Origin of the sequence: Hydrogenophaga crassostreae (assembly GCF_001761385.1) — a bacterium.
GTDB classification, from domain to species: domain Bacteria; phylum Pseudomonadota; class Gammaproteobacteria; order Burkholderiales; family Burkholderiaceae_C; genus Hydrogenophaga; species Hydrogenophaga crassostreae.
The window spans coordinates 4,380,355-4,396,698 of the sequence record NZ_CP017476.1; the positions used below are offsets into that span (position 1 = coordinate 4,380,355).

Annotated in this window: 15 protein-coding genes; 3 read left to right on the top strand and 12 right to left on the bottom strand. The window is 63.3% G+C overall.

Features of this window, described 5'->3' with window-relative positions:
* Positions 1-16: 16 nt before the first annotated feature.
* The 4 genes from LPB072_RS20290 to LPB072_RS20305 all read right to left on the bottom strand — a co-directional run bounded on the left by LPB072_RS20290 (position 17) and on the right by LPB072_RS20305 (position 4,823).
* Positions 17-808 (bottom strand): enoyl-CoA hydratase/isomerase family protein, encoded by a 792-nt coding sequence (locus tag LPB072_RS20290; protein WP_066095622.1) that lies wholly within the window; start codon positions 806-808, stop codon positions 17-19.
* Entirely contained in the window at positions 805-1,344 is a 540-nt protein-coding gene (locus LPB072_RS20295; protein ID WP_066095625.1) for a DinB family protein, read from the bottom strand. The genes LPB072_RS20290 and LPB072_RS20295 overlap by 4 nt, the downstream gene beginning before the upstream one ends.
* A gap of 19 nt (positions 1,345-1,363) precedes the next feature.
* Positions 1,364-2,986 (bottom strand): carboxyl transferase domain-containing protein, encoded by a 1,623-nt coding sequence (locus LPB072_RS20300; protein ID WP_066095629.1) that lies wholly within the window; start codon positions 2,984-2,986, stop codon positions 1,364-1,366.
* A gap of 151 nt (positions 2,987-3,137) precedes the next feature.
* Entirely contained in the window at positions 3,138-4,823 is a 1,686-nt protein-coding gene (locus LPB072_RS20305; protein WP_066095862.1) for an AMP-binding protein, read from the bottom strand.
* A 254-nt stretch (positions 4,824-5,077) separates the two neighbouring features.
* Between LPB072_RS20305 and LPB072_RS20310 the strand changes: the two genes are divergently transcribed.
* Positions 5,078-6,061: an AraC family transcriptional regulator gene (locus tag LPB072_RS20310; RefSeq protein WP_082877154.1), complete on the top strand. Its 984-nt coding sequence runs from the start codon at positions 5,078-5,080 to the stop codon at positions 6,059-6,061.
* Positions 6,062-6,300: 239 nt separating this feature from the next.
* A complete protein-coding gene (locus tag LPB072_RS20315; protein WP_066095635.1) occupies positions 6,301-6,831 on the top strand; it encodes a gamma-glutamylcyclotransferase family protein in 531 nt (176 codons plus the stop codon).
* 54 nt (positions 6,832-6,885) lie between these two features.
* Here the strand turns inward: LPB072_RS20315 and LPB072_RS20320 are convergent, their stop codons facing one another.
* Genes LPB072_RS20320 through LPB072_RS20335 form a run of 4 tightly spaced genes read right to left on the bottom strand, consistent with a single transcriptional unit; the run spans position 6,886 to position 9,270 of the window.
* Positions 6,886-7,770 (bottom strand): hypothetical protein, encoded by an 885-nt coding sequence (locus tag LPB072_RS20320; protein WP_066095639.1) that lies wholly within the window; start codon positions 7,768-7,770, stop codon positions 6,886-6,888.
* Positions 7,770-8,441, bottom strand: coding sequence for an HAD family hydrolase (locus LPB072_RS20325; RefSeq protein ID WP_066095642.1), 672 nt, complete (start codon positions 8,439-8,441; stop codon positions 7,770-7,772). The genes LPB072_RS20320 and LPB072_RS20325 overlap by 1 nt, the downstream gene beginning before the upstream one ends.
* 2 nt (positions 8,442-8,443) lie before the next feature.
* Positions 8,444-8,836, bottom strand: coding sequence for a YchJ family protein (locus LPB072_RS20330; protein ID WP_066095644.1), 393 nt, complete (start codon positions 8,834-8,836; stop codon positions 8,444-8,446).
* Positions 8,833-9,270, bottom strand: a complete 438-nt coding sequence (locus LPB072_RS20335; protein ID WP_066095647.1) for a rhodanese-like domain-containing protein — start codon at positions 9,268-9,270, stop codon at positions 8,833-8,835. The genes LPB072_RS20330 and LPB072_RS20335 overlap by 4 nt, the downstream gene beginning before the upstream one ends.
* Before the next feature lie 116 nt (positions 9,271-9,386).
* On the opposite strand from LPB072_RS20335, the gene LPB072_RS20340 reads away from it, so the two are divergent.
* Positions 9,387-11,261, top strand: coding sequence for an SLC13 family permease (locus tag LPB072_RS20340; protein ID WP_066095649.1), 1,875 nt, complete (start codon positions 9,387-9,389; stop codon positions 11,259-11,261).
* Here the strand turns inward: LPB072_RS20340 and LPB072_RS20345 are convergent.
* The 4 genes from LPB072_RS20345 to trkA all read right to left on the bottom strand — a co-directional run bounded on the left by LPB072_RS20345 (position 11,242) and on the right by trkA (position 16,232).
* Positions 11,242-11,469, bottom strand: coding sequence for a DUF1496 domain-containing protein (locus LPB072_RS20345; protein ID WP_157694187.1), 228 nt, complete (start codon positions 11,467-11,469; stop codon positions 11,242-11,244). The two genes, LPB072_RS20340 and LPB072_RS20345, sit on opposite strands and share 20 nt — an antisense overlap.
* A gap of 405 nt (positions 11,470-11,874) precedes the next feature.
* Positions 11,875-13,335: a TrkH family potassium uptake protein gene (locus tag LPB072_RS20350; protein ID WP_066095655.1), complete on the bottom strand. Its 1,461-nt coding sequence runs from the start codon at positions 13,333-13,335 to the stop codon at positions 11,875-11,877.
* Between the two features lie 8 nt (positions 13,336-13,343).
* Positions 13,344-14,819, bottom strand: a complete 1,476-nt coding sequence (locus LPB072_RS20355) for a TrkH family potassium uptake protein (protein ID WP_066095658.1) — start codon at positions 14,817-14,819, stop codon at positions 13,344-13,346.
* A 21-nt stretch (positions 14,820-14,840) separates the two neighbouring features.
* Positions 14,841-16,232, bottom strand: coding sequence for a Trk system potassium transporter TrkA (gene trkA, locus LPB072_RS20360; RefSeq protein ID WP_066095661.1), 1,392 nt, complete (start codon positions 16,230-16,232; stop codon positions 14,841-14,843).
* Positions 16,233-16,344: the final 112 nt, after the last annotated feature.

Consider the following 16,344-nt stretch of genomic DNA (forward strand, 5'->3'; position numbering starts at 1 on the left):
TCAAAACTTGAACGCTTTACGCGAGCAACCAGTTGGGTTTGCGTTTCTGCAAAAACGACTGCACGCCTTCCCGCCCCTCTTCGCTGGCGCGGATATCGGCAATGCCCGCCACCGTCGCCTCGATCAGGGAAGCCGAGATCTCGTGTTCGGCCACGTCGTGCACCAGCTGCTTGCAAGCCCGCACTGCGTTGGGGCTGGCGCTGGTGAGCGCCTTGAGCAACCCGTCGACTTTGGCGTCCAGTGCGTCGGCGGCCACCACTTCGTGCACGAAACCCATGCGGTGCGCCTCGGCCGCGTTGAAACGTTCGGCGGTCAGGAAATACCGGTGCGCCGCCCGCGCGCCCATGGCGCGGATCACATAGGGGCTGATGGTCGCCGGGATCAGGCCCAGCTTCACCTCGCTCAGACAGTAATTGGCGCTGTCCACGCTCACCGCCATGTCGCATACGGCCACCAGGCCCATGCCACCGGCATAGACATCACCCTGCACCCGTGCCACCGTGGGCTTGGGGCACTCAAACATCACCCGCAGCACCTCGGCCAGCTTGGCCGCATCGGCGAGGTTTTCTTCGCGCGTGTAGTCGGCCATGCGGCGCATCCAGTTGAGGTCGGCGCCCGCGCAAAAGGCCGGGCCCTCGGCGGCCAGCACGATGGCGCGCACATCGTCGCGCTGTCCCAGCGACAGGAAGGCGTCGCTCAGCTCGGCGATCACTTCGTCGTTGAAGGCGTTGCGCACATCGGGGCGGTTGAGCGTGATGCGCGCCACCTGGCTGTCGACGGCGATGGTGAGGGCGGTTGTTGTGGTCATGCGTTGGTCTTCTTTGTGGCCGCAGCCGTTTGCTGCAGCAAAACCACCAGATCCAGGTCTGGGCCAGACTGACCCAGAGCGGTCAACGCGGCCGAGAGCTGGCCGCGGTGGTGGGTGCCGTGGTTGAACACGTGGGCCAGCGTAGCGGCAAATGGCAGCGACACGGGAGTGCCGTTCATGGTGTTGTAGTCCAGCGTGCTGTCGAAACGCTCGGCAGGCCAGCTGGCGATCAGCGGCGCCCATTTGGCGGCACCGTCCAGCAAAGCCTTGGCCAGCTTTGCCCGGTCAGACTCCATCTCCATGTCCAAGCTCACGCCCTCGGACTTTTGCGGCGACTCGCCAAGCGAAAAGCGCCGAAACCAGACCGCGTGTTCGCCCACCAAGAGGTGGTTCAAGGTGCCATGGATGCTCTTGAAAAACAGGCCCACATCGCGCCGGTATTCTTCATCGCTCAGCGCGGCAACGGCGTCGAGCAAGCGCGCCGTGGCCCACACGTTGTAACGGGCGAGCTGCGCAAAGTGGGCGTGTGCGTCCATGGTCGTGCCTCGCTGGGATTCACATGCGGAACAGGCCGAACCTGGTCTCGGGGATTGGCGCGTTCAGCGAGGCCGAAAGCCCCAGCGCCAGCACGCGGCGCGTATCGGCCGGATCGATCACACCGTCGTCCCACAGGCGTGCCGTGGCGAAGTAGGGGTGGCCTTGCACTTCGTACTGCTCCTTGATGGGTGCCTTGAACGCCGCCTCTTCCTCTGCGCTCCAGCTGCCGCCTTTGGCCTCGATGCCGTCGCGCTTCACCGTGGCCAGCACGCTGGCCGCCTGCTCGCCGCCCATGACCGAGATGCGCGCGTTGGGCCACATCCAGAGGAAGCGCGGCGAGTAGGCGCGGCCACACATGCCGTAGTTGCCGGCGCCAAAACTGCCACCGATGATGATCGTGAACTTGGGCACGGCGGCGGTGGCCACGGCTGTGACCATCTTGGCGCCGTTGCGCGCAATGCCTTCGTTTTCGTATTTGCGCCCCACCATGAAGCCGGTGATGTTCTGCAGGAACACCAGGGGAATCTTGCGCTGGCAGCACAGCTCGATGAAGTGCGCGCCCTTGAGCGCCGACTCGCTGAACAAGATGCCGTTGTTGGCGATGATGCCCACCGGCATGCCTTCGATGCGCGCAAAGCCGCAAATCAGTGTCGTGCCGAAGCGGGACTTGAATTCGTCGAATTCGGAGCCGTCGACGATGCGGGCGATGATTTCGCGCACGTCAAACGGCTTGCGGGTGTCGGTCGGGATCACGCCATACAGCTCTTCGGCGGGGTACTTGGGCGCCACCGGGTCGATCGTGGCAATCGGCAGCACCTTGCGGGCGTTGAGGTTCTTCACCGCCTGGCGCGCCAGGGCAATCGCATGCAAATCGTTTTGCGCCAGATGATCGGCCACGCCCGAAAGTCGCGTATGCACATCGCCGCCGCCGAGGTCTTCGGCCGTGACCACTTCGCCCGTGGCGGCTTTCACCAGCGGCGGGCCGCCCAGAAAAATCGTGCCCTGGTTCTTCACGATGATGGTCTCATCGCTCATGGCCGGCACGTACGCGCCGCCCGCGGTGCACGAGCCCATGACCACGGCAATCTGGGCGATGCCCTGTGCACTCATGTTGGCCTGGTTGAAGAAGATACGGCCAAAGTGGTCGCGATCAGGGAACACCTCGTCCTGGTTCGGCAGGTTGGCGCCGCCCGAGTCCACCAGGTAGATGCACGGCAGGTTGTTTTGTTGCGCCACTTCTTGCGCACGCAGGTGTTTCTTGACGGTGAGCGGGTAGTAGGTGCCACCCTTCACCGTCGCGTCGTTGCACACGATCATGCAATCCACCCCGCTCACCCGGCCCACGCCCACGATCACGCCGGCGCAAGGCGCGCTGTCGGAACCATCTCGGTCGGGGTACATGCCCAACGCTGCCAGCGGGCTCAGCTCCAGAAACGGCGTGCCCGGGTCGAGCAGCATCTGCACACGATCCCGCGGCAGCAGCTTGCCCCGCCCGGTGTGTTTGGCCCGGGCGGCCTCGCCACCACCGAGCGTGGCCTTTTCAATCTGTTTCTTGAGATCGTCCACCACCGCGCGCATGGCGGCGGCGTTGGCCTGGAAATCGGCGGAGCGGGCGTTGAGTTGGGTTTCGAGAATGGTCATTTGAATTTTCCAGGGTTCAGCGGCTCACAGGTGTCATCAACAGGCCAGAAGCAACGGCACTCAGCACACACCTTGGCGCCGGCTTTGCCGGGCCACCAGCATGGCCCCCTTTTGGGGGAAGGTGCGAAGCGACGCAGGGTGCGTTCATCAACTACGCGGTTCGGTCTTCGGTGAGGCCCAGCTGTTCTTTCATCGCATCGCGAATCATGAACTTCTGAATCTTGCCGGTCACGGTCATCGGGAAATCGGCCACGAAACGAATGTAACGCGGGATCTTGTAGTGGGCGATCTTGCCTTTGCAGAACTCGCGCAGCACCTCGTCGCTCAGTGTCTGACCGGGCTTGACCACCACCCAGGCGCACAGCTCCTCGCCGTACCGGGTGTCGGGCACGCCCACCACCTGCACATCCTGCACGGCCGGGTGGCGGTAGAGGAATTCTTCGATTTCGCGCGGGTAGATGTTTTCGCCGCCGCGGATCACCATGTCCTTGATGCGGCCCACGATGTTGACGTAGCCCTCGGCATCCATGGTGGCGAGGTCGCCGGTGTGCATCCAGCCCTCCGCGTCGATGGCCTCAGCCGTCTTGGCGGGGTCGTCCCAATAACCGTGCATCACCGAATAACCGCGCGTGCACAGCTCGCCCGACACACCAGGCGCCACCACATCGCCGGTCCCGGCATCAATGATCTTCACCTCCAGATGCGGCTGCACCTGGCCCACAGTGGCCACGCGCTTGTCCAGCGGTGTATCGGTGCTGCTCTGGCAGCTCACCGGGCTGGTTTCGGTCATGCCGTAGGCGATGGTGATCTGAGACAAATGCATGTCGTCCACCACGCGCTGCATCACCGCCGTGGGGCAGGGTGAGCCGGCCATGATGCCGGTGCGCAGCGTGGACAGATCGAATTCCTTGAAGCGCGGATGGTCCAGCTCGGCGATGAACATGGTGGGCACGCCGTGCAAACCGGTGCACTTCTCGTCTTGTACCGCCTGCAAGACGGTGAGCGGGTCGAACGCGTCGTTGGGGTAGACGATGGTGGCGCCGTGCGTGAGGCAGGCCAGATTGCCCAGCACCATGCCGAAGCAGTGGTACAGCGGCACCGGAATGCACAGCCGGTCGGCCGGCGTGAGCTTCATGCACTCACCGTTGAAGAAGCCGTTGTTCAGGATGTTGCGGTGGGTCAGCGTGGCGCCCTTGGGGAAACCGGTGGTGCCGCTGGTGAACTGGATGTTGATCGGGTCGGAGGGCTTCAACTGGGCCGCTGCTTCGGCCACACGCGGATCGCTGGCATCGCCACGCCCAATCAGGCTGGAGAAGCGCATCAGCCCAGGTTCGTCGGCGCCCTGTCCTGCCACGTCGATCCAGACCACCGTGTGCAGGTTCGGCAACTGCTGCGATTCCAGCTGGCCTGGCTCGCCATGCCCCCACTCGGGCGCCAGCTCGCGCAACATGCCCAGGTAATCGCTGGTCTTGAAGCGTGGCATGGTCACCAGCAGCTTGCAACCCACTTTGTTGAGTGCGTACTCCACCTCGCTGGTACGGTAGGCCGGGTTGATGTTCACCAGCACCAGGCCCACCTCGGCCGTGGCCAGTTGCATCAGCACCCACTCGGTGTTGTTGTGCGACCAGATCGCCACGCGGTCGCCGGGTACCAGACCCAGGCCAAGCAAGGCGCTGGCCAGCCGGCGGGCCTCGGTCTGCAGGGCGCTGTAGGTCAGCCGCTGCCCCTGATGCACGCTCACCAGCGCTTCATGGTCGGGCTGACGCTTCACCACAGCGTCGAAACAGGCGCCAATGGTCAACTCGATCAGCGGCACATCGGTGGCGCCCCGGGCCATGCTCTGCGTGAGCGGCGCGGCGTGGATGGCGGCGGTGGAACGGGTAGCTTCGGTCACAGCGGGTCTCCTCTTCTGGCAGTGCATCACAACAGCCTGCATGAAACCATGACCGGCTGCAACCCGACAAGCATAGGAGCCGTTTGGGATCCTGGGCGGCCAGATAGGTTGCAAATTGCGCCACAAATCTGCACACTTCCCGGATGCCCATCGCGCGCACCATACCCTCCAAAAATTCCACCCAGACACTGACACCAATGTCATTTGTGGCTGCAATGGTCCAGGCCTATACCGCGCGCGGCCTGAATCCGGCTGGCGCTTTGAAGTTGGCACAAATTGCGCCAGATCAAGTTGACAACCCCAACGCCCGCATCACCGCCGCGCAAATGGAGGCCATCTCCGACGCGGCCATGCGCGAGCTTGACGACGAAGCACTGGGCTGCTTCGGCCGTGCCCTGCCCTGGGGCAGCTACGGCATGCTGGCCCGCGCCTCGCTTTCAGCGCCCACGCTGGGCCTGGCGCTCAAACGCTGGTGCCGCCACCACGGACTGCTGACCCGCGACATCGCACTCAGCGTTCAGGTGGAAGAGGCCAGCGACCTCGCCAGCATCGAGCTGCGCCCCGCAGCGAACGCCGCAACGCCCAATGAGTTTTGCGTGGTGTCGGTACTGCGAAACATATTGGGTTTCGCCTGCTGGTTGGTGGATTCGCGCATTCCCCTGCAAGGCGCGATGTTTCCGTTCACGCCGCCCAAGCATGTGAGCTCCTACCCAGTGCTGTTCGATGGCCCTTGCACGTTCGACGCGCTTCACGCCGCGATCCAGTTCGACGCCCGCTACCTGGCCCTGCCCATCCGGCGCGACGAAGCCGCCATGAACCAGATGCTGCAACACGCTTTGCCGCTGACCGTGCACGCCTACCGCCGCGACCGGCTGCTGGTACAACGCGTGCGCCAAACGCTGGCCACCCAGCCCACCGAGGCCCGCAACGCCTCCGACCTCGCCCATTGGCTCAATCTCTCGCCGCGCACACTGCACCGCCAGCTCAAAGAAGAAGGCGCCTCACTGCAATCCATCAAAGACGAAGTGCGCCGCGACCGCGCCATGGCCTTGCTGCAGCGCACCCGCCGGCCCGTGAAACAAGTGGCCGAAGCGACTGGCTTCCAGAACGAGAAGAGCTTTATTCGAGCCTTCAAAGGCTGGACAGGGAAAACGCCAGGGGAGTGGCGGGATCAGGGGTGAGCCTCGGTTAAGGAGCGCCAGCGTTTCGACACGCATCCCACCTCCGAACTCAGGAACAAATGCGGGCTGTTGCTGGCCTGCAGCATCGACTTGCCCTGGTTTTGTTATGACTACCTCAGACGGAAAATGTGCGACAAAAGGAAACCCCAAAAAGGAGCGCCAGCCAAGAAACTTTTTCTTCAAACGGAACGCGCTGACACGCGCCACCGAATACCAAACACCTGCCCATATCGAACGCCATGCCCCCCACTTTCCATTACTTCGCCTACGGATCAAACCTGCTTTCGGCCCGGTTGATAGAACGCACGCCCTCTGCGCGGGTGGTCGGCCCGGCCATGCTAGACCGGCACGAATTGAGATGGCACATGGCCGCCGCCGACGGATCAGGGAAGTGCGATGTGGTTCCAGTCGACGGGACTGGGAGTCGGGTGCTCGGTGTGGTGTACGAGGTTGCGGTGTCCGAGAAGCCACACCTTGACACCGCAGAGACCCTGGGTGTCGGCTATGCCGAGAGGGAGGCCACCGTTCAAATCGGTGGCCGCTCGCTCGATATCTGGCTCTATTACGCGCTTGAGATTGATGCCGGTGCGGTGCCCTACGACTGGTACAAAGCGCTTGTATTGAGTGGCGCAAAAGAGCATGCGCTTGAGTCTGGCTATATCCGCATGCTGGAGGCCGTGGCGGCCAAGCCAGATGCAGACACGCTACGCTCAGACCGCCACTTCAGCCTGGCGAAAGCGCACCACATCCAGGCCGATCAGGCCAGATAAGCAAAAACAGAAGGCCTCAGCATTGCCTGGCGTTTTCCCACACATGGCCAAACGCTATTTTGCAGGCGCATCCAGTGGAACCCCAGGCCCGACATCGATCTGAGGTCGCACCGGCGAGGGCTGAGCCCCCGTCGCCGCCCGCGGAGCAACAACTTGCGGCGCTGGCGCTTCCAAAGCTCTTTGCGCTGGCGAGACCTCACCCCCCTTCGTCGCCATTCCACCCACAGGCTGATCCAGGCCCATTTGCGTCAGCAAGCTGGTGACCACCGCATCCACCTGAACACGCAGGGCATCGCGCGCCGGGCCGGTGTACTCGGGGTTGAGCCTGGGGCCGCCCAGCAAGGCTGGCGCAGGCACGCGCTGGGCATTGGCGCTCACGCTTTGCGCCAGCGTGCGCTGAAAGGTGCCGAGCTCGATGAGGTCGGCTTTCAGCGAGGCGTGAACAGCAGATTTGGACGCCACGCCCATGATGCTGCGCTGCGCCACACCCAAACCGTAAAAGCCCTGTGAGGTTTCAAAAATGCTGTCGCCCGATTCGTTGGGCGTGAACAGCAAGATATGACTCGAGCCAGTCTTCAGGTCTTCGATCTGTTTCAAGGCTTCTTCGCGCCGCGTGGCGGAAATCTGGGCCCGCTGCACGGTGGAAAACCGCCTGGAAGCTTCGAGCATGGCCACAGCACGGTCTTCGACGCGGGTTCGCAGACCCCAGTCGGGCACGCGGGCTTCGCCCTTTTCGTTGTTGAACACGGTGGTGCCGCGCCAGGACAGCTCAACCGTTTCGCCCACCACGCTCACCACGGTGATGGACTTGCCGGTGAGTTTGGCTTGCACGGCCGGTGTGGACACCGTGCCGCAGGCGCTGAGCCCCCAGATCGCCACCACTGAAACCAGCGCCAGCTTGGCCTTGCGTTGCATCGTTTTCATCGTCATTGCTTGCATCAGGTCACCTTGTTCAGTGCGTTCAGTTCGTGTGCCATTTGATCCATGTGCTGAAACACGCGCGCCACGGCCAAGCCTTCAAACGCGCGGCCATGGCCGTGCTGGCAATAGCCCCACACGGTGGCGCCCGCTGCGATGCCGGCCAGCGCGCCAGTGGCCGTGTCTTCGATCACCAGGCAGCGTGCCGGATCGGCGCCCATGTGCGCAGCGGCGGCGAGGTACACGTCCGGGTGCGGCTTGGAGCGCGGCAGGTCGTGGCCACTGAAAATGCGATCCTCAAAATATGGCGCCATGCCAGCCATGCCGATCTGCATCACGACCTTGGGCCGGTCGGCGCCCGAGGCGCAGGCAATGCGGCCGGCGGTGTGGCTGTGGGCTGCGACAACGGTGTCCAGCGCGCCGCTCACGGTTTGCAGCTCGGCACGCAGGCGCTCATCGCGCCGTGCGTAAAAGGCGCGCATCCAGTCCTCGGTCAGCGGCTGGCCCGTCTCAAGCTCGATGCGCGCACGCTCGTCGCGCACGGCCTTTCCAATAAAAATGCTTTCGCAATCGGCCTGACTCACGGCCCAACCGGCCTCATTCAGCATCTGGCGCAGCACGCCATTGGTGATGGGCTCGCTGTCAACCAGCACACCATCGCAATCGAACAACACGGCATCAAACGACAACATACTCAAGACAGCTCTCCATCCACATACAACCAGCGACCGCCTTCGCGCACGAAGCGGCTGCGCTCTTCCAGCCGCTGCCCGCGCCCACCGACCCGCGAGCGCGCCACAAAGGCCACTTCAGCATGGTCTGCATCGATCACGCGGTGAACCTTGACCTCCAGACCCAGCCATTTCACGCCGGGCTCGAAAACCAAATCGGTTGGGCGGGTGTTCGCATGCCAGGTGACCAGCAGGTGGTCCCGTCGCTCCAGAACGAAAGCGCTGTAGCGCGAGCGCATCAGGCTTTCGGCATCGGGGGCAGGCACTCCGCCGTCCAGGTAACGGGCGCAACAGGCATCCAGTGAAACCCTCTGACCGCGTGGATTCAAACGCCCGCAGGGGCAAGGCTGGCTCATGAAGACGGGCGAGCCTTGTGACGCGCCTTGTGGGCTTCGAGGGTTTCGGTAGGAGCGCCTTCTTTCAGCCAAGCGCCGAAACCGCCGTCAAAATGGGCCACGTTGGTCATGCCCATGTCTTGCAGGGCTTTCACGGCCAAGGCGCTGCGCCAGCCAGCGCCGCAGAACAGCACGAACTCTTTGCTCTCGTCGCCAAACACGGGTTTGAAATAGGGCGAATCCGGGTCTACCCAGAATTCGAGCATGCCGCGCGGTGCCAGGAGCGCGCCGGGCACCGTGCCTTCGCGCTCCAGCTCGCGCGGATCGCGGATGTCGACCACCTGCAAGCGTGCGTCGCCTGCGGCCAGACGTTCCTTGATCTGTGCCACGGTGTAGGTGGTGATCTGGGCGGTGGCTTCGTCAACCAGCGCGCGGGATCCTTTGGTGATGGGCATGGGGTCTCCTGTGAGGGCCTGGGCTTCATTATCGGCGGCGTTGAAGCGTTACCTGCACAGCGACGAAGCAGGTACAGTGACTTCATGCAGCCATCAACCGATTTTCTTTTCACAGTATGACCCCCGAGCAAATCACCGTCTTGGCAATTCTGGGTGCGGTGGTCGGCCTGTTTCTTTGGGGAAAGTGGCGCCACGACCTGGTCGCAGTCCTCGCGCTCGTGGCTTGCGTGGTGGCTGGACTGGTGCCTTCTGAGCAAGCGTTCAGCGGCTTTGGCCATCCGGCTGTGATCACGGTGGCCTGCATGTTGATCATGAGCAAGGCACTGCAACTGTCGGGTGCGGTTGAGGTGATGGCGCGCTATGCCCTGCCTGCCAACGCCGGGCCAATGGTCAGTTTGCTGGCGTTGATGGGTGTGGGCGCAGCGCTTTCGGGGTTCATGAACAACGTGGGCGCGATGGCCCTGCTGATGCCCATGGCCATCAAGGTTGCCAAGCGCCTCGATATGCCACCCGGACGGGTCTTGATGCCGCTGGCGTTTGGCACGATCCTGGGCGGCATGACCACGCTTGTTGGCACACCGCCCAACCTCATCGTGGCAGGCTTTCGCGCCAACATGGGTGACGGCAGAGGCAGTTTTGGCATGTTCGACTTCACCGCCATCGGCTTGCCCGTGGCCTTGATCGGTATTGCATTCGTGGCCTTGATTGGCTGGCGTTTCGTGCCCAAACGGCAACCCGCTGGCATGGATGGGTTCGACACCGGCGCCTACCTCACTGAAGCGCGCATTCTGGAAGGTGGTTCATCTGTGGGCAAGCGGGTGGCCGAGGTGGAAAAGGTGCTCGAAGCAGCGGGTGCACAGATTGTGGGCATGGTGCGTGGCGATATCCGTCTGACCGCACCCAACCCCCGCCGCATGCTGCGGGTGGACGACATTCTCGTGATCGAGGCAGCGGCCGATACCCTCGCCTCGGTGCTGTCCAGCCTGGGCCTGAAACTGGAGGCGGCTGGAGCCCCTTCGGAAAAGGACACCGAAGACAGCGCGATACCCGACAACCTGGGCAAGGCCGCCAAGGGAGCCAAAGGTCAAGACGTGCCCAAGGAAGAAGACGACAAACCGCCCCGCCATGCGGCCGAGATCGTATTGGCGGAGATGGTGATCCTGCCCCCTGGCCTCACCTTGACCGGCCGTTCCGCGAAAGATATTGGCCTGGCAGAGCGCTATGGTCTCAATCTGCTGGCGGTATCGCGCCAGGGCAACCGCTCGGTAGAACGCTTGCGCGCCATGCCGCTTCGACCCGGGGACATTCTGCTGCTCCAAGGACCGCCACAGGCGCTCAGCAATTTCGCCAGCGACACCAGTTGCGTTCCACTGGCCGAACGCGACCTGCAAATTCCCAACAAGCGCAAAGCCTTGCAGGCCACGGTGATCATGTTGTTGTCTGTGGCGGCGGCCGCCACGGGTTTGCTGCCCGCCTCGGTGGCATTCATGGCTGGCGCGTTGTTTACCCTGCTGGTACGCGCCCTGCCGCTGCGCCAGTTGTACGACGCGGTGGACTGGCCCGTGATCGTTTTGCTGGGCGCCTTGTTTCCCCTGGCCAACGCCATGCAAACCACCGGCGCCGCCGACTGGCTGGCGCGCGGCCTGATGAACGCCGTGGCCCAGGGCAACGCCACAGTGGCGCTGCTGCTGATCCTGGTGGTGACGATGTTTTTGTCGGACCTGATGAACAACGCAGCCACCGCAGCGGTGATGTGCCCCGTGGCCATTGGCAGTGCGGCCGCGCTTGGCGTGAGTCCCGACCCCTTCTTGATGGCCGTGGCCATTGGCGCGTCCTGCGCCTTCCTCACGCCCATCGGCCACCAGAACAACACCATGATCCTGGGGCCAGGCGGGTTCCGCTTTGGCGACTACTGGAAACTGGGCGTGCCGCTGGAAATTCTGGTGGTCTCGGTCAGCATGCCGCTGCTGCTTATCGTTTGGCCTTTGTAGTCGGCGCATCGCCACCTTCGGGCCCTGCAGATGGGCCCCGCGGTGCCACAGGAGCCGCAGCCCCAGTTGCATCGCCATCGGCATCGGCTTCGCCACAAGGCTGGCCCGTTTCCTGCCATTCACCCTGCACGCAGCGCAAACCACGCCCGTTGACGCAAATGACCGCGCCTTCTTCGTAGGTTTCCGAGCCGTAGATGCAAGTTGTCATGGCCCGCTTATACACGCCAATACGGTCGCTGCACAGGGCATTTTGTCCAGCCATCGAATGCAAGCACCCAAGGTCTGCTTCGCGTTCACTTTGGACAGGCACCTTCCAATGTGGCTCGCCCACCGCGCGCCAAGTGCCCCCCGCGCAGAACGCCGCAGAGCCGGCTCCGCCGGTCGGCCAGCGTTGCCCACTTGAGGGGGCTGAGGACTGCGGCGCCAAGCTTGCCTGCACAAGCCTGAACAGTCCGAAGAGGCTGCGCCTGTGGCGCAGTCGCGGCCGGCAAGGCAGGGGTCGCGCAGCAGCCCCGGTGCCAGGGATGGACCAACCGCCGGGCCGCCCCAAGGTGAATCGCCCCCCTTGGAAAATAGCGACACACGCAGTGGCGGAGCGTGGGGGCAGGTCCGCCTACTTCTTCCAGAAACGCGCGGTGAACAGCACCAGCACCGACAGCAGCTCCAGGCGCCCCAGCAGCATGGCAAAGCTCAGCACCCAGATCTGGAAATCGCCCAGGACGCCGTAATTGCTCGCCGGGCCGACCTCCCCCAGGCCCGGTCCGATGTTGTTGACCGTGGCCACCACGGCGGAAAAAGAGGTGACGATGTCCAGCCCCGTGAACAACAGCACCATGGTGAGCCCCATGATGGTGGCACCGTAGATGAGCATGAAACCAAACGTGGCCGTCATCACCGACATGGGCAACACGACACCGCCCAGAGTGACGGGATTGACCACCCGCGGGTGGATGATGCGCACCAGCTCGCGCCGGGCCTGCTTGATCAGCAAGACCATGCGAACCATCTTGATGCCGCCGCCGGTGGAACCCGCACACGACACAAAGCAGCCCAGGAACATGAGCAGCACAGGCGCGAAAACCGGCCAGCTGGTGTAGTCGGTGGAGGCATAGCCGGTGGTGGTCGCCAGCGAGAGCACATGGAAAGCGCTGGTGCGAAGTGCCTCGGGGAAGCTTTCCACCACGTTGTTCACCGCCAGCAAACTGGCAATAAGCACGGTGGCGGTGAGCAGCACGCCCACGTAGGTCTGAATCTCGCGGTCCCGCAAGATCGGCATCAGGGAACGGCTGCGCAACATGATGAAATAGCGCAGGAAGCTGATGCCCGCCAGCGCCATGAACACCGTGGCCACGCCTTCGATCGCGCGAGAGTCGAAGTAGCCCATGCTGGCATCGTGTGACGAGAAGCCTCCCAGGCCCATGGTCGTGCACATGTGCATGAAGGCGTCGGCCCAGCTCATGCCCGCCCAGCGGTAGGCGATCATGCAGGCACCCGAGAACACGAAGTACACCCCCCACAGCCCGCGCGCCGTCTCGGAGATGCGCGGGGTGAACTTGGCATCTTTCATGGGCCCGGGAGTCTCGGCCTTGTAGAGCTGGTAGCCCCCCAGGCCCAGCATGGGCAGCACCGCCACCACCAGCAACATGATGCCCAGCCCACCCACCAGCTGCAAAAAGCAGCGCCACACATTGATCGAGATCGGCAGCGCATCCAGACCGTCCAGCGCGGTGGCACCGGTGGCGGTGAGCGCACTCATGGCCTCGAAGTACGCCTTGGTCCAGGTGATGTCGGGCACGATGAGCATCATGGGCACAGCCGAATAGGCCGGCAACACGATCCACACCAGGTTCACCAGCAGAAACCCGTCCCGGGCCTGCAGCTCGCGGGTGTGCCGGCGGGTGAGCGCCCACAACGCCAGGCCACTGATGCCCGCAAAAGCCATCGAGGCTTCCCACACAAGGCGGAACTGTTCGTGGTCTTCGCTCCAGGCCCATGCCAGTGGAACGACAAACACAAAAGCGAACGCGAACAGGATGCGCGAAAAGATGTTGAGGACCGGGAACAGCGAATACATAACGGAACTTACTTGCGCCAGAAACCGGGCGTGAACAGCACAAGGAACGACAGCATTTCCAGCCGCCCCAGAATCATCGCCAGGGTGCACACCCAGGTCTGGAAATCGGTGAGGCCTGCGTAGTTGCCTGCAGGGCCCACTTCGTTGAGCCCGGGACCCATGTTGTTGACGCTGGCCACCACCGCTGTGAAGGCTGTGTCAAACGGCATGTCGGTCAGGAGCAAAACCATCGTCAAGCCAATGATCACCCCACCGTACACCAGCATGAACCCCAAAACCGCGAATATCGTGCGATCCTGCACCACATGACCGCCCAGGGTCACCGGGTTGACCGCGCGCGGATGGATGATGCGCGACATTTCCCGCCGGGCCTGCTTGAGCAGCATCACCATGCGCGCCATCTTGATGCCCGCGCCAGTGGACCCGGCGCTGGTGGCCACGCCTGACAGCATGATCATGAACATCGGCGCAAACACAGGCCAGGTGGTGTAGTCCACCGTGGAATAGCCTGTGGTCGAGGCCACAGACACCACGTTGAACAGCGACACCCTGAGCGCCTCCATCGGTTCCGTCATCGTGCCTTTGGCGATCAGCAGGCCCGCGACGAACACGCTGGACCCCACCGAGAGCGCCAGGGTGCCGCGCCACTCCGGATCGCGCCAAATGCGGGAAGGCTGGCGCTTGGTCAAGGCCACAAAGTACAGCGCAAAGTTGCAGCTGGCCAGCAGCATGAACACCACCGCCACCCACTCCAGGGTGGGTGAATGGAAATAGCCGAAGCTCGCATCATGCGAAGACAGACCGCCCAGGCTGAGGGTGGAGAACATGTGCATCCAGGCATCCAGAGGCTTCATGCCCCCCAGCCAGTAACCCAGCACACAGGCCAGGGAGAGCAGGCAGTACACGGTCCACAGGCCTTTGGCGGTTTCGGTGATGCGCGGGGTGAGCTTGGCCTCCTTCATGGGCCCCGTGGCTTCGGCACGAAACAGCTGGCTGCCGCCCATGCCCAGCATCGGCAGAATGGCCACCGCCAGCACCAGAATCCCCATGCCGCCCAGCCACTGCAGGAAGCAACGCCAGAGGTTGATGGCCCCCGGCAACTGGTCCAGCCCGGTGAGCACGGTCGAGCCGGTGGTGGTCAGGGCGGAAACCGCCTCAAAGTAGCCATCGGTGAACGACAGGGGGGTTTGCGTGTCGGTGCCGAAGTAGATCCACAGCGGAAGCGCTGCAAACAGCGGCAGGATGGTCCAGACCAGCCCCACCAGCAAGATGCCGTCGCGCGCCTGCAGGTCCACGTGACTGCCCACGCGCCAGACGGCCGAGCGCATCGCCAGGCCGGCCACAAAGGTCACCACCATGGCCTCCGGGTAGGCAAGCCCGGCGCCGTCGTTGGTCCACAGCGACACGCCCATGGGCACCAGCATGGTCAGGGCGAACACCATGGTGATGGCCCCGAGCACGGGGAAGATGCGCAAAAAGGGCATGTCCAGCGATTGGCGGATGGCTCAGCCGAAGAAAGTGGCGCTCACCTGGAACAGCTTTTCAACTTCGCGCACCAGACGCTTGTTGGGAATGAAGATGATGATGTGGTCATCGGCTTCGATCAGCGTGTCATGGTGCGGCATCAGCACCTCCAGGTCGCGCCCCTTGCCGCGCACAATGGCGCCGATGCGCGTGCCCTTGGGCAGCTTGATTTCTTCGATTCGACGACCCACCAGCTTCGAGGTTTTGAAGTCGCCTCGCGCAATGCCCTCCAGCGCTTCGGCGGCGCCGCGGCGCAGGCTGTGTACCGCTGCCACATCACCCCGGCGCAGGTGGGTGAGCAGTTCACCAATCACGGTTTGCGCGGGCGATATGGCGATATCGATGGTGCTGCCCTGCATCATGTCGGCATAGGCACGGCGGTTGATCAACGCCATCACGCGCCCGGCGCCCAGCCGTTTGGCCAGCATGGCCGACATGATGTTGTCCTCGTCGTCGCTGGTCAGCGCGAGGAACATGTCCATGGACCCCACGTTTTCTTCCAGCAGCAGGTCTTCATCGGCGCCATCGCCATTCAGAATCAACATGCTTGAAGGCAGCTGGCTCGCAAGGTACTCGCAGCGCTTCTTGTCGCGTTCGATGATTTTCACTTCGCATTGCCCGACCAGGCTGCGCGCCAGACGCAACCCCACCCGGCCGCCGCCCGCGATCATCAGGCGTTGCACTGGCTTGTCGATCTTGTGAATGGCCCCCAGTACCGGGCGTATTTTCTGCGCATCAGCCAAGACGAACAGCTCGTCACCCGCCAGAATTCGGGTGGTCTTGGTCGCCTCCATCTCGGTGTCGAGCCGGTACAGGGCCACCACCCGCATCTGCGCATGGGGAAACCGTTCTTTGAACTCACCAATCGTGTGCCCCACCAATGAACCGCCGTGCGCCGCCCGCACGACGATCAAACAGGCGCGTTTCTGCGAAAACTCCACCACCTGCAAAGCTTCGGGATAGCTGATGAGCTGATGAATGTAGCGGGTCACCGACTCTTCAGGGCAAATCACGTGATCGACCGAAAAACCATTCTTTCCCAGCAGCTCGTCACCCTCGACGAACTCGGGTGAGCGCAAACGGGCAATGGTGGACGGCACGTTGAACACATCGTGCGCGATCTTGCACACCACCAGGTTCGACTCGTCTGCAGCCGCACAGGCGATCACCATATCGGCATCGCGTGCACCCGCCTCTTGCAGCACCGATGGCTGAATGCCATTGCCCACCACCCCCCGCAAATCGAGGCGGTCTTCCAGCAAACGCAGGCGCGCCGGATCCTGGTCAATGACCGTGATGTCGTTCTGTTCGGAAACCAGGCTTTCCGCCACGCTCTCGCCGACCCTGCCAGCGCCCAAAATAATGATCTTCATTGGCTGATTATCCCCCCCGCGCCGGCTTCGCCGTCACCCCCCAGGGGGCGGCACTGGCGGCCCGGCAAAGCCGGTTCCGCGGTGCCCTGGAAAGGGTCCCCTGAACGCAGTG